The 12,926-nt window shown below is 72.5% G+C and carries 12 protein-coding genes; 7 read left to right on the top strand and 5 right to left on the bottom strand.

Annotated features, from left to right (window positions below; genetic code table 11):
• Positions 1-47 precede the first annotated feature (47 nt).
• Positions 48-1,199, top strand: a complete 1,152-nt coding sequence (locus JOD66_RS25255) for a DUF418 domain-containing protein (RefSeq protein ID WP_204839533.1) — start codon at positions 48-50, stop codon at positions 1,197-1,199.
• On the opposite strand, the gene JOD66_RS25260 is transcribed toward JOD66_RS25255, so the two are convergent.
• Positions 1,181-2,779, bottom strand: coding sequence for an MFS transporter (locus tag JOD66_RS25260; protein ID WP_307823714.1), 1,599 nt, complete (start codon positions 2,777-2,779; stop codon positions 1,181-1,183). The genes JOD66_RS25255 and JOD66_RS25260 overlap by 19 nt on opposite strands.
• A 46-nt stretch (positions 2,780-2,825) precedes the next feature.
• A complete protein-coding gene (locus JOD66_RS25265; RefSeq protein WP_204839534.1) occupies positions 2,826-3,458 on the bottom strand; it encodes a class I SAM-dependent methyltransferase in 633 nt (210 codons plus the stop codon).
• A 113-nt stretch (positions 3,459-3,571) separates the two neighbouring features.
• On the opposite strand from JOD66_RS25265, the gene JOD66_RS25270 reads away from it, so the two are divergent.
• A complete protein-coding gene (locus tag JOD66_RS25270) occupies positions 3,572-4,189 on the top strand; it encodes a helix-turn-helix domain-containing protein (protein WP_204839535.1) in 618 nt (205 codons plus the stop codon).
• Here JOD66_RS25270 and JOD66_RS25275 read toward each other — a convergent pair.
• A complete protein-coding gene (locus JOD66_RS25275) occupies positions 4,182-5,048 on the bottom strand; it encodes a dihydrodipicolinate synthase family protein (RefSeq protein ID WP_204839536.1) in 867 nt (288 codons plus the stop codon). The genes JOD66_RS25270 and JOD66_RS25275 overlap by 8 nt on opposite strands.
• A gap of 92 nt (positions 5,049-5,140) precedes the next feature.
• Here JOD66_RS25275 and JOD66_RS25280 point away from each other — a divergent pair, with 92 nt between their 5' ends.
• Complete coding sequence (locus JOD66_RS25280) at positions 5,141-5,533, top strand: cupin domain-containing protein (RefSeq protein ID WP_204839537.1); 393 nt, start codon at positions 5,141-5,143, stop codon at positions 5,531-5,533.
• Entirely contained in the window at positions 5,530-6,423 is an 894-nt protein-coding gene (locus JOD66_RS25285) for an alpha/beta fold hydrolase (RefSeq protein WP_204839538.1), read from the top strand. The genes JOD66_RS25280 and JOD66_RS25285 overlap by 4 nt, the downstream gene beginning before the upstream one ends.
• Here JOD66_RS25285 and JOD66_RS25290 read toward each other — a convergent pair.
• Positions 6,420-7,094 carry a GntR family transcriptional regulator gene (locus JOD66_RS25290; RefSeq protein WP_204839539.1) on the bottom strand — a complete coding sequence of 225 codons (675 nt, stop codon included), beginning with the start codon at positions 7,092-7,094 and terminating at the stop codon, positions 6,420-6,422. The genes JOD66_RS25285 and JOD66_RS25290 overlap by 4 nt on opposite strands.
• Positions 7,095-7,177: 83 nt before the next feature.
• Entirely contained in the window at positions 7,178-8,962 is a 1,785-nt protein-coding gene (locus tag JOD66_RS25295) for a gamma-glutamyltransferase family protein (RefSeq protein ID WP_239545440.1), read from the bottom strand.
• 126 nt (positions 8,963-9,088) lie between these two features.
• Between JOD66_RS25295 and JOD66_RS25300 the strand changes: the two genes are divergently transcribed.
• Genes JOD66_RS25300 through JOD66_RS25310 form a run of 3 tightly spaced genes read left to right on the top strand, consistent with a single transcriptional unit; the run spans position 9,089 to position 12,907 of the window.
• The gene (locus tag JOD66_RS25300) at positions 9,089-10,276 is read left to right on the top strand and encodes a sugar ABC transporter substrate-binding protein (protein ID WP_204839540.1); all 1,188 of its coding nucleotides are present in this window, start codon (positions 9,089-9,091) and stop codon (positions 10,274-10,276) included.
• Positions 10,277-10,319: 43 nt separating this feature from the next.
• Positions 10,320-11,867, top strand: a complete 1,548-nt coding sequence (locus JOD66_RS25305) for a sugar ABC transporter ATP-binding protein (RefSeq protein WP_204839541.1) — start codon at positions 10,320-10,322, stop codon at positions 11,865-11,867.
• Complete coding sequence (locus tag JOD66_RS25310) at positions 11,864-12,907, top strand: ABC transporter permease (protein ID WP_204839542.1); 1,044 nt, start codon at positions 11,864-11,866, stop codon at positions 12,905-12,907. The genes JOD66_RS25305 and JOD66_RS25310 overlap by 4 nt, the downstream gene beginning before the upstream one ends.
• The last annotated feature ends 19 nt before the right edge of the window (positions 12,908-12,926 follow it).

Genomic DNA, 12,926 nt, shown 5'->3' on the forward strand with positions numbered 1-12,926 from the left:
GGCCTGGGCTCCTCGCGGACGCCGCCGCCGGCGACGAGCGTGGAGTCATGACCACCACCGCTCTCGGGCCCACCCGACGTGGCGAGCGTGCGCTCGCCCCCGACCTGATCCGCGGCGTGATGCTGCTCTTCATCGCGCTCGCGAACGCCGGCAACTGCGCCTTCGCCGGCCAGCCCGGCCTCGACCCCGACCCGCACGGCCCCGCCCGGGTCCTCAACCTCGGGCTCTCCCTGTTCGTCGACAGCCGCGCCTATCCCGTCTTCGCGATCATGTTCGGCTACGGCCTGGTCCAGATCGCCCGGCGCCAGGAGGCCGCCGGCGGTGACGCTCGACGAGTCCTGGTCCGTCGCAACGCGTGGCTGGTCGGCTTCGGCCTCGTGCACGCGACCCTGCTCTACTTCGGGGACTTCCTCGGTGCCTACGGCCTGATCGGCCTCGCCGCGACCTTCCTGCTCGTCCGTCGCTCCGACCGCTTCCACCGGGCCGTGCTGTGGGTGTGGGGGCTGCAGTCGATCTACCTCGTCGTCCTCCCGATCCTCGCCGTGACCCACGACTGGTCCGGCAGCGCCGGGCTCGTCAACACGCCGAACCCGTCGCTCGCCGCGGACTCCTACCGCGCCTCCATCGGCGACCGGCTCGCCGAGTGGCCCGGCCACACCCTCTCCGTGCTGCCCGCCATCGTCATCGTCTGGCTCGGCGTCTGGGCCGCCCGGCGCGGGATCCTCGAGGACGTCGACCAGCACCGGACCCTCCTGGTCCGCACCGCCGTCGTCGGCCTCGGCATCGCGGTCCTCGGCGGCCTGCCCTACGCCCTCGTCGCCGCCGGCGTCCTCCATCCCGCCGCCGGCACCGTCGACCTCCTCGCCCTGCTCCACGACGTCAGCGGTGAGTACGCCGGCCCCGGCTACATCGCCGCCCTCGCCCTCCTCTGCGCCCGCCTCACCCGGACTGGTCGGGCCGCCGCCATCGCCGCGCTCGGCCAGCGCTCCCTCTCCGGCTACCTCCTCCAGTCGGGGTGCTGGCTCGTGCTCTTCGCCCCGTTCGCCCTCGACCTCGGCGGCCACACCACCTTCGCCGTCCTCGCCGCGGTCGGCGTCTGGCTGGGCTCGGTCGCCGTCGCGGTGGCTCTCCAGACCCCGAACCATCCCGGGCCGGCCGAGCAGGTGCTGCGTCGGCTCACCTACGGGCGTTCGTCCTGAGGTGCGCCGAGGCTCGGCCCGCCAGACGACCCGCGGGGACCACGGGCGAGCACGTATCCGAACAGCACGGCCATCACGGCGGCTCCGGCCCACATCGCGTGCTGCCACCCCTCGACGAATGAGTCCTGTGCGGCACGGACGACGACCTGGGCGGGGGCTCCGGCCGGGTCCGCTGCGGCGACCGCGTTCGCGACGCCCTCGCGTGCGGTGTCCGCGAGGTCGCGCGGGACGCCGGCCAGCCGCTCGTCGATGGCGCTCCGGTAGCCGGCGGACAGGATGGCTCCGAGGAGGGCGACCCCCAGCGCGGTGCCGAACTCGCGGGTGACGTCGTTGAGGGCGGACGCGACGCCTTGGCGTTCGCGGGGCAGCGAACCGGTGATCGCCTCGGTGGAGGGCGTCATGGACAGGCCCATGCCGAGACCCATCGCGAGCATCCCGGGCAGCACCGCGAGGTAGCCGCCGTCGACGGACACCAGGCCGGCCATGAGGGCGAGGCCGACCCCGCCGAGGAGGATCCCGGTGGCCATGGTGGCTCGGGCTCCGATGCGAGCGGCGACCTGCGGGGCCAGGCCGGAGGCGAGCATCATCAGCAACGCCATGGGCATCATCGCCAACGTTGCTCGAAGTGCCGACCACCCGAGCACGGCCTGGAGGAAGGGGAAGAGCACCACGAAGATCCCGGCCTGTACGCCGAAGACCGCGAGCAGGGTGACCGATCCGCTGGCCAGGCCACGCCCGCCGAAGAGCCGGACGTCGAGCAGCGGCGCCATCTGGCGCAGCTCCGCCACGACGAAGGCGACCGCGGCGAGGGTGCCACCGAAGAGGCCCACCAGCGTCGCCGGCTCGGTCCAACCGTGGACCGGGCCCTCGTGGAGGGCGTAGATCAGTCCGAGGACCGCGAGGACCGAGGTGGCCGAGCCGACGACGTCGAAGCGGTGCTCGCTGTGTTCGCGGGAGTTGGGCACCGAGCGTCCGATCAGCGCGACCGCGACGAGGACGAGCACGACGGGCAGGACGAAGAGCCAGCGCCAGGTGGCGACGTCGACGAGCAGGGCGGACAGGTACATGCCGAGGATGCCGCCGCCACCGGCGACCCCGGTCCACACCCCGATTCCCTTGGCGCGTTCCTCCTCGGGGAAGGTCGAGGTGATCACTGCGAGGGTGACCGGCATGATCATCGCCGCGCCCACGCCCGAGACGAAGCGCGAGGCGAGCATCAGCTCCGAGGAGGTAGCCAGCCCGGCGGCCACGTTCGCGGCGCCGAAGACGATCAGGCCGGCGACCAGGACGGGCTTGCGACCGAGCCGGTCACCGAGGGCGCCCAGCGGCAGGAGCAGCGCGGCGAGGCTGATCGTGTACAGGTTGATGAACCACAGCACGGTGGTCTGCGACGCGTCGAACTCGACGGCGAGCTCGGGCTGCGCCACGTTCAGTCCGGTGACCGAGGCGATGACGGCCATCAGCGCGATGCAGACCGCGATCAGGATCGCGCGGCGTTGCCGCGCGTCGTGGACCGTGGGGTCGGGGTCGGCGGCGGGGGTGCTGTGGCCGGTGTCGGCCATGGGTGGGTTGGAGCTCACGTGATTCCTCTCGCTGCCCTCGTGGAGGCAGGATGGTGGGGATGGGTCAGTGCCGCCGCGTCGCCCGGACGACCACGTCGTGGAGCGCGACCTCGCTGACTCCATGAGCCGCGAGAGTGCGGCTCGGCTCCTCCGCCGTCGCGACGACCCAGCGGTCGGGGTCGAGTCGCGCCACGATGTCGTCGGCGCGCACCGACGCGGCGGCGGGCGGCTCACCCGCACCGTGGCCGGGACCGTGGTGCAGGTGGCCGACGATGAGAAGCGTGCCGCCGGCAGCGACCCAGGACGCGACCTGGTCGTAGAACTCGAGCTGCGGCATCGCCGGGTGGGCGTAGCTCGTCGTCACCAGGTCGTACGACACGTCCGGCTCCCAGGTGGTCAGGTCGGCCTGGACCCACCGCACCCGATCCGCGACGCCGCTCGCGGCGGCGCGCTCGGCCGCACGGACCAGCGCGTCGTGCGCGAGGTCGGCGCCGGTGACCTGCCAGCCACGGGCGGCGAGCCAGAGCGCCTCTGCTCCCGCGCCGCAGCCCGCATCAAGTGCCGTGCCCGGCTCGAGGTCGTCCAGCTCGCGAACCAGGTACGGGTGGGGAGGGCTGACGGCCATCGCCGACGGGGCACCGGTCGGGTCGGGGCGCCAGTGCTGGTCCCAGTAGTCCTGATCGAACGAGTGCGTCATCGGTTGATCCCCTCCGCGTCGATGGTGGGCCCTCGTCGACGGGCCACTCGGTTCGATGGTGTGCGGGAGCAGGCGGATTCGCAAAGGTTCTTGCCAAATGGCAATCTGGGCAGATGGACGACTCGACCGACCGCACTCTCGACGCGGTGGGGCCGCGACTCAGGCGCCTGCGCCAACGTCTCGACATCACCCTCAGCGACCTGTCCGAGAGGACCGGGATCTCGACCAGCACGCTGTCCCGGCTCGAGGCAGGTCTGCGCCGCCCCACGCTGGAGCAGCTGCTCCCGCTCGCGCGGACCTACGGCGTCACTCTCGACGAGCTCGTCGACGCACCACCGACCGGCGACCCACGGGTCAACCTGCGGCCGATCCCGTGTGCGGACGGCTCCACGGTCCTGCCCCTGACGCGCAGGCCCGGCGGCATCCAGGCCTACAAGTTCGTCCTGCCTGCCGGTCATGACGACGCCGAGCCGGACCTGCGGACGCATGAGGGATACGACTGGGCCTACGTGCTCAGCGGCAGGCTCCGGCTCGTGCTCGGCGAGCACGACCTCATCCTCGAGCCCGGTGAGGCAGCGGAGTTCGATACCCGCACGCCGCACTGGTTCGCCGCCACCAGCTCGGGACCGGTCGAGTTCCTCAGCCTGATCGGCAAGCAAGGCGAACGCGCTCACGTCCGGGCCGCACCCAAGGGTGCCCCGGCCGCGTTGGCGCCCCCAGTCCCTAGGTGACCAGCGCGTCGCTCAGCCCGGACAGGAAGCCCGGGTACGGCAGCTGCGGCGCGCGGACCGCGGCACAGGCGATGGTTCCGGCGCGGCGCCAGTGCTCCTTGCGGATGGCGATGCTGGTCCCCGGCTGGGTCTCCACGCCCACGCGCGCCGAGAACCGCGCGACCTCCGGTAGAGCAGCGGGCATGCCGCCGGAGGTCCAGGCGCGGGTGGCGGCCACTAGGTCCGACGGCCGGGAGATGCCGCACGCCACCGCGCTCGCGCCCGCGACGAGATCCTCGACGAGGTTGGCTCCACCGAGCCCACTGAGCAGCTGGAGGTGTGGGAGGGCCCGGGCCAGGCCGTGGATGCGGCGGAAGGTCGGCGGCGCCTCGCACTTGACCGCGACGACGGCGGGAGCCGCTCGCAAGGCGTCGACCAGGTCGTCGTACGCGATCGAGACCCCGGTCGGTCCGGGATAGTCCTGCACCCAGACCGGCAGTCCGCACTCGTCATGGGCAGCCTGGAGCCGCTGCGCCACGAGCGCGGGGTCGGGCGAGTGGATCGGCAGCATGACCGCGGCGAGCCGGTCGGCCCGAGGGCGGATCAGGGTCCGCAGCTCGTCGCGGTGGCGCTCGTCGTCGAGCGCCATGACGGTGGCCACGACCGGGCGGCCGCGTGCGCTGTCCAGCACCGTGTCGAGCACGGCGGCCCGTTCGTCGCGCGTCAGCGCGCCGGGCTCCGCGATCACCGCCAGGGCGACGACGCCGTGGACTCCCTGCTCGAGCAGGGAGCGGACGTGCGCGGCCAACGACGCGTGGTCGACGCTCAGCTCGGGAGTGAACGGCGTCAGGACCATGCCCCACACGGGCAGCTCGGGCATCTGGTCTCTCCTCGGCGTCATGTGATTAGATGCAATTCAGACAATACTGCATCCAATCCGGTGTGATGGAGTGGGAGACCGAGGAGGCCACCGTGACCGAGAACGACCGAAGCCGACAGGTAGGGACGGAGCTGTTGTTCGAGAACGACGTCGTGCGGGTGTGGCGCATGCGCCTCGCGCCGGGGGAGTCGTGCTCACCGCACATGCACGCCAACGACCACGTCCTGGTGTACGCCAACCCGTCGAAGATGGAGGCGCGCGAGGAGGGCGGCGACGGCGTCATCCGTCAGCCCTCGGACGAGGGCTTCGTGCTCTACCGCGAGGTCGGCGTCGACGGCCTGCCCGCCGACCACTGGATCACCAACGTCGGCGACACCGAGAGCACCCACTACATCGTCGAGCTGCTCGGCCAGAGCCGCAGCGCCGTCGCCCAGCCCCCGGTGCACAACGGCCGGGTGATCCCCGGGATGGAGACCGACTGGTGAGCGAGCTGTGGCGGGTCAACGGGGTCGAGCTCGCGGTCGACGCGGCCGGTGACGGTCCCGTGGTGCTGCTGGTCCATGGCTTCCCGGATCTCGGGATCACCTGGCACCGGCAGGTGCCCACGCTCGTCGAGGCCGGCTACCGGGTGCTCGTTCCCGACCTGCGCGGGTACGGCGACAGCTCGCGCCCGGCCGGGCGCTCGTCGTACGCGGCAAGCGAGATCGGCCGGGACCTGATCGGACTCCTCGACCACGAGGGTGTCGACCGGGCGCACGTCGTCGGTCACGACTGGGGCGCGCAGTGCGTCTGGGCGCTCGGCCTGGACCACCCGGACCGCCTGCTCTCGCTGACCGGCCTGAGCGTGCCGCACACGCGTCCCGCGCCGGCGCCCCCGATCGAGATCCTCCGGCGGCGACTGGGGGAGGAGTTCTACCAGGTCCGCTTCCAGGCGGAGGGGGTGGCCGAGCAGGCGTTGGAGCGCGACGTCGCGGCGACGCTCGCCGCCGCGTTCGACGACGACTTCGAGGCCATCGGCCGGCCGGTCGGGCCGAGGGATCGTCCGGCGTGGATGAGCGCGGAGCTGTTCGACCACCTCGTCGCGGTGTTCCGGCGCACGGGATTCGCCGGCGGGCTGTCGTACTACCGCAACATCGACGACAACTGGCGTGCGGCGTCCGCACGTGACCTGGACCGGATCGAGGCGCCCTCCCTGTTCCTGACCGGCAGCACCGATCCGGTCGCGGCCTTCATGCGCGTCGACGAGAGCCTGTTCGCCGACCTTCGGGTCGTCGTGGTCGAGGGCGCCGGGCACTGGGTGCACCAGCAGGCGCCCGACCGCGTCGGGGCGGCGCTCCTGGAGCACCTGCGCCGCGCGGACGAGCTGGCCGCCTAGGAGCTCCGCTCGATCCAGTGCGCCGCGGCCTCCACCGAGCTGCGGATGTGCTCGCTCATCAGGGCGCGGGCTCGCTCGGCGTCCTGGGCGAGGATCGCGTCGGCGATGGCCTGGTGCTCCGCCATGTTCCGCGCGATCAGGCGCGAGCTCCCGGCGTAGGCGCCGAAGGAGATGTTGTGCGGCAGCTTGCGCCGCAGGTCGGCGATCGCCTGCTGGAGGTAGCGATTGCCCGACGCCTCGAGGATCGTCGAGTGGAACGCCTCGTTCGACTCCATCCACCGCTCGGCGAGCTGCTCGCCCGGGCCGGTCACCTCGAACGCCGCCTCGAAGTCCTGCCAGGCCACCGTCATCCGCTCCGCCTGGGCGTCGTCGATGTGGGCGGCGGCGAGGGACGCCGCCAGCCCCTCCAGCTCGGCGCGCACGACGCCGATCTCGCGCACGTCCTGGCTCGACTGGCCGTTGACCCGCGCGCCGCGGTTGGGCTCGATGGTCACCAGGTCCTGGGCGGCCATGATGCGCAGCGCCTCCCGGACGGGAGTCCGGCTGATCCCGAACTCGCGGGCGATGGCGTCGTGACGCAGCCACGTGCCCACCGGGATGGTCCCGACGATGATGCGGTGCTGGAGCTCGGCCGCGACGCGCTCGCTCATCGACTCGCTGTTGCTGCTCACCGCTCGCTCCTCGTTCCGCTGGTCGTCCGATGATTGCATCCCACCAGGCCCGGACTGCACGGACCCGCCGGGCGCCGTCGTCCTCACCGGCCGACCGCGTAGCCCTGCGCGCCGCGCGGGTTGGCGGCCGCGGACACCCGACCGGTGTCGTCGTGGGCGGCCAGCGACAGCCGGCCCAGCGACCATCCGGCTGACGTCGTCACCACGTGACCTCGGGACCGGAGCTCCTCGACGAGTCGCGGGTCGAACCGGTCCTCGAGCACCGCGCCTCCGGGCGTCCAGGTGCGGGGCCAGAAGCTCCCGGGCGCGCTCGTCGTGTGGAACATCGGCGCCTCGATCGCCGCCTGGGGGGACTGGCCGGCCACCAGGAGGCGGAGCAGCAGCACCAGCTGCCACTGGTCCTGCTGGTCGCCGCCGGGGCTGCCCATCGCGATCACCCTCCCGGGGGCCGTCACGATCGTCGGGGTCAAGGTCGTGCGCGGTCGCGCGCCCGGTCGCAGTGCCGAGGGGCTCGTCGCGTCGAGGTGGCTCATCTGCAGCCGGGTCCCGAGCGCGAAGCCCAGCTCGGGGATCGTCGGCGAGGACTGCAGCCATCCGCCCGACGGGGTGGCCGAGACGGCGTTGCCCCAGCGATCGACGACGTCGACATGGCAGGTGTCGCCTCGGGTGTCGCCGTTCCACTGCACCGTCGGCTCCCCGGTCGTGGGGAGGGTCAGCTCGCCGGCCTCGGCGACGACCAGGGGCGGACGGTACGTGCCGAGCCCGGCCCCCGTCCCCGGCCGGAAGTCGTGCGACGCGGTGTCGAGCACCAGCCGCCGGCGCTGCTCGGCGTACGCGGTCGAGAGCAGGGTCGCGAGTCCCTCGGCGCCGAGCCCCTCGCCGTAGTGCGCGTCGCGGTCGGCCAAGGCCAGCTTCAGTGCCTCGAGCGTGCGGTGCACGCCGCCGGCGGTGTCGAGGTCGAGCTCGTGGTCGTCGTACTGCTCGAGGACGGCGAGGGCCTGGAGCAGTACCGGGCCCTGCGTCCAGGGGCCGGCCTTGTGCACGCGGTGGCCCCGGAACTCGCGGCTCACGCTCGGCTCCCAGTGGGCGACGTACGCCGCCAGGTCGGCCGCGTCGAGGACGCCGCGGTGCTCCCGGCCGTCCGAGTGGGCGTGCGCGGAGCCGGCCACGAAGGCCGCGACGGTCTCGGCGACGAAGCCCGAGCGCCACTGGGCCCGTGCCGCCTCGATCTCCTCCTCGCGGCGTGCGCCCGGCCTCGCCGACCCCTCGCGCAGGCGCCGGAGGGTCGCGGCCCAGGCCTGGTTCCTCACCACGTCCCCGGCGCGCGGGACGCGCCCGTCGGGCAGCCACTGCTGCGCCGAGGTCGGCCACGAGGTGCGGAAGAGGTCCTCGACCTCGCCGATGACCCGCGCGGCCGACGCCAGCAGCGGATGCCCGTGCTCGGCGTAGTGGACGGCGAACTCCAGCACGTCGCCCAGCCGCCAGGTCCCGTGGTCGCGCAGCAGGAGCAGCCACGCGTCGACCGCGCCCGGCACTGCGGCGGCCAGGGCGCCGGATCCGGGCACCGCGGAGAAGCCCTCCGAGCGCAGGTGCTGGATGCTCGCTCCGCGAGGGGCCGGCCCCTGCCCGCACAGGACCCGCGGCTCCGCGCCGGGCAGGGCGATCATGGCGACGAGATCGCCGCCCGGGCCGTTGAGGTGCGGCTCCACCACCTGGAGCACGAAGCCGGCGGCGACCGCGGCGTCGAAGGCGTTGCCGCCGCGCTCGAGCACGGCCTGCCCGACCGCGGACGCGACCCAGTGCGTCGAGGCGCACATGCCGAAGGTGCCTTCGAGCTCGGGTCTGGCCAGGAAGGCGGGTGCGTGCATGAGCGACTCCTTGCGCGAGTGATTCAAATGGAATCCGACTAGTGACAGATAGGATGCAATCTGATTAGAGTGTAGTGCAACATCCACTTGCGGAGCTCCGGGACCGCGCACGAGAGCCGAGGAACAATGACTCGATCGAGGATCCGCCAGGGCGTCCTGGCCATCGCCGCACTGGCCGTCGTCTCCGTGGCATCGGGCTGCAGCGACGATGCCCGCGACGGGGGCACCGACGAGGTGCTCAACGAGACCGTCTCCGCCGACGAGGCCGATGCCATCCTCGACGAGCTCGGCGCCGGCCCCGCCGAGGCGTGCACCAGCGGAGCGGGGCTGACCCTCGGGTACGCCGCCGTGTGGAGCTCCAACGCCGGCGGCAAGGCCGGCAACGACGCCTTCAGGGCCGCCGCCGAGGCGTGCGGCGCGACGCCGATGATCGTCGAGGCGAAGGCGGACGACCCGCTCAACACGATGATCACGGCGATGGACCAGATCGTGGCGCAGCAGGCCGACGCCGTGTCCTTCTTCCCGCTGAGCGCCGACGTGATGACCGCGCCCAGCGAGCGCGCGGTCAAGGCCGGGATCCCGGTCGTCGCGGGTGAGATCACGAACTTCGACGGCGCCGCCACGACCTTCCACCAGGACCGGCTCACGGCGTCGGTGAACGCCGCGCGGCTGTTCTGCGAGAAGTTCCCCGACGGTGGAGAGCTGGTCTACGGCGCCTACGGCAACCCGCAGCAGGACCTGATCGACATGCAGTCGCGCTTCGAGAAGGAGCTGGCCGCCTGCAGCGACGGCCGGCTGAGCGTCGTGGGCACCTACTCCAACAAGACCGACGACATCGCCGGCGGCCTGAGCACGGCGCAGGCCGTCCTGCAGCAGCACCCCGACGCCGTCGGCGTGGTCGCCTACAGCGACACCAACGCGGTCGCGGCGTCCCGCGCGGCCGACAACCTCGGCATGCGGGACCAGCTCACGATCGTCGGCTACAACGCGGACGCGATCGGACTCGACGCCCTGGCGAAGGGCACCATCGACTACACCTTCGCCTGGGGCCTGCCCGAGCAGCAGCAGAAGGCGGTGGAGGTCATGATCGCTCTCGCCAAGGGCGAGCCCGCCCCCCGCTACGTCACCGTCTATCCCAAGTGCCTCAGCAAGGCGACGGTCAAGGAGATGCCGTCGATCGCGGTGCGGACCGCGGGCATCGCGGAGGGCCGTGACCTCGAGCCGACCGGCATCCAGCCGCTCGTCGAGAGCGACGAGCCGCTGCTCGAGGCGAGTGCCGAGCAGCGCGAGGCGGTCGCGTGTCCGCTCGACTGACCGGTCACGCCGGAGAACGTACCGAGAAGGGAGCGCACGGACGATGAGCAGCACGGACGGCGGGGGCGACCTCCTGCTGAGGATGACCGCGGTGAGCAAGCGCTTCCCCGGCGTCCAGGCGCTGGACGGCGTCCACCTCGACGTACGACGTGGCGAGGTGGTCGGGCTGGTGGGGGAGAACGGCTCCGGGAAGTCGACCCTGCTCAAGATCGCCGCAGGGCGGTACGCCGCCGACGCCGGGGAGGTGTGGTTCGACGGACACTCCCGCTCCGCCTACTCACCGGCGACGGCGCTCGACCTCGGCATCGCCCTGATCGCCCAGGAGGTGCAGGTGCAGCCGCGGCTCACCGTCGCCGAGAACCTGCTCGACGGCCGCCCGCCGCGGCGCCTGGGGCTGATCGACTGGCGACGGGCGAACCGGGCCGCGGAGCGCGAGCTCGCCGAGCTCGACCTGCCGCTGAGCCCCACCGCCCTCGTCGGGGACCTGCCGTTGCACCAGCAGCAGATGCTCGCCATCGCGCGCGTCGTACGCCGGCAGCCGCGCCTGGTCCTGTTCGACGAGCCGACCAGCTCGCTGACCGGCCAGGAGACCGAGCACGTGTACGCGATGATCCGGGGCCTCGCGGAGCGTGGCGCGGGCGTCGTCTACATCACCCACCGACTGCGGGAGTACTTCGACCTCACCGACCGGGTGACCGTGCTGCGCGACGGACGCGATGTGGGGGTCCGTGAGACGGCCTCGGTCGACGAGTCCGAGCTGGTCCGGCTGATGGTGGGTCGGCAGCAGGTGGCGATCTTCGAGCGCCCCGCGGCCAAGGACACCGAGGACCTGTCCGCCGCGCCGCCGCTGCTCGAGGTGGCCGGTCTGTGCAGCACTCGGCTGACCGACGTCGACCTCCAGGTGCGCGCCGGCGAGATCGTGGGCATCGCCGGACAGGCCGGAGCGGGGCGCACCAGCCTCGCGGAGACCCTCTTCGGGCGCTGGCCGCACACCGGCACCGTGCGGGTCGACGGCCGCCAGGTCGCGCTGAGCTCACCGCGGACGGCGATCGACGCCGGCATCGCGCTCGTGCCCGAGGACCGCAAGCGGGCAGGCCTGGTGCTGTCGATGTCGGTCCAGGAGAACCTGGCGATGGCGTCCCTGGCCCGGCGGGGCAGGTGGGGGATCCGGCGCCCGGCGCCGGAGCGGGCCCACACGTCGCGGGTCGCGCGTGAGCTGTCCATCAAGGCGGCGAGCCCGGACGTGGCCGCGGGGACGCTCAGCGGCGGCAACCAGCAGAAGATCGCCATCGGCAAGTGGCTTCTCAACGACCCGCGGGTGCTGGTGCTCGACGAGCCGACGCGAGGCGTCGACGTCGGGGCCAAGGCCGAGATCTACGCCCTCGTCGAGGAGCTCGCCCGCCGCGGGCTGGCCGTCGTGGTCGTGTCCTCCGAGCTCCTGGAGGTGCTCCGGCTGGCCCACCGCGTCGTCGTGATGGCCAAGGGCCGCGTCGTCGGCGAGGAGCCCGGCGCGGTGGCAACGGAGGAGTCGATCACCCGGCTGGCGTTCACCGCACCGGAACCCGAACACCACAGGAAGGCAGCACGATGAGCTCGAGCGAGGACACCACGGTGCGGACGGACGTCGAGCCGCCCGCCGCCGAACGGCCGGCCACCGGCGCGGGCTGGCGACGCCATCTCACCGGGAGCAGCGCACCGGCGTACGCCGTCGCGGGTCTGCTCGTGGTCGTGGTGGTGGTCGAGCTCCTGACCGAGCCGAACTTCTCCTCGTCCTCCAACCTCACCAACCTGCTGCGCACCGGCGCGGTGCCGATGCTGCTGTGTGTCGGGATGACGATGGTCATCCTCACCGGCGGGATCGACCTGTCGATGGGCGCGATCCTCAGCGTCTGCGGGATCGCCTACGCCAAGCTGGTGATGGGCGGCCTGGCTCCCGAGCCGGCTCTCCTGCTCACCGTGCTGCTGGGAGCCGCGATCGGCTTCCTCGTCAACGGACTGCTGATCGGGAGGGTGGGGCTCTCGTTCTTCGTGGTCACCCTGGCGAGCGCCTCGCTGCTGAGCGGGTTCGCGCTGCTCTGGTCGGGCAACCGCCAGTACGACCTGTCCTGGGACGGCCTCGCCCGGACCCTCGGCAACGACGCGCTCGGCGGGGTGCTGCCGTACGGCGCCATGATCGCCGTACTGGTCGTCGTCGTCGCCGGCGTGGTGCTGACCTACACGGTGTTCGGCCGCTCCGTGTACGCGATCGGTGGGAACCCGGAGGCCGCGCAGCTCTCCGGCATCCGGTCGCAGTGGGTGGTTCCGGCCGTGTACGGCGTCAGCGGCGCCTGCGCCGGCCTCGCCGGCGTGATGATGATCGGCCGCCAGACGATCGCCGACCCGACGGCCGGCAACAACACGATCGTGCTCTACGTCGTGGCGGCGACCTTGCTGGCCGGCGTCTCGATCACCGGGGGCAGCGGGTCCGTCTTCGCCGCGCTGGTCGGGACCGCCTTCCTCCAGGTGCTCGCGAACGCGCTCGCCCTCCGCGGGTTCAACAACTCCTGGCAGATGGTCGTCACCGGCGCGATCCTGCTCGTGGCCGTCTACCTCGACCGCGTACGGCAACGCCTCCTGGCCCGCAGGGCCTGACCCCGACTCCCACGATGAG

Origin of the sequence: Nocardioides nitrophenolicus (assembly GCF_016907515.1) — a bacterium.
GTDB lineage: Bacteria > Actinomycetota > Actinomycetes > Propionibacteriales > Nocardioidaceae > Nocardioides > Nocardioides nitrophenolicus.

Excerpts from the sequence above, each read along its gene's own strand:
- JOD66_RS25255 (WP_204839533.1), top strand. The coding sequence starts at position 48 with ATGACCACCACCGCTCTCGGGCCCACCCGACGTGGCGAGCGTGCGCTC.
- JOD66_RS25265 (WP_204839534.1), bottom strand. The coding sequence starts at position 3,458 with ATGACGCACTCGTTCGATCAGGACTACTGGGACCAGCACTGGCGCCCC.
- JOD66_RS25270 (WP_204839535.1), top strand. The coding sequence starts at position 3,572 with ATGGACGACTCGACCGACCGCACTCTCGACGCGGTGGGGCCGCGACTC.
- JOD66_RS25275 (WP_204839536.1), bottom strand. The coding sequence starts at position 5,048 with ATGCCCGAGCTGCCCGTGTGGGGCATGGTCCTGACGCCGTTCACTCCC.
- JOD66_RS25295 (WP_239545440.1), bottom strand. The coding sequence starts at position 8,962 with ATGCACGCACCCGCCTTCCTGGCCAGACCCGAGCTCGAAGGCACCTTC.
- JOD66_RS25300 (WP_204839540.1), top strand. The coding sequence starts at position 9,089 with ATGACTCGATCGAGGATCCGCCAGGGCGTCCTGGCCATCGCCGCACTG.
- JOD66_RS25305 (WP_204839541.1), top strand. The coding sequence starts at position 10,320 with ATGAGCAGCACGGACGGCGGGGGCGACCTCCTGCTGAGGATGACCGCG.
- JOD66_RS25310 (WP_204839542.1), top strand. The coding sequence starts at position 11,864 with ATGAGCTCGAGCGAGGACACCACGGTGCGGACGGACGTCGAGCCGCCC.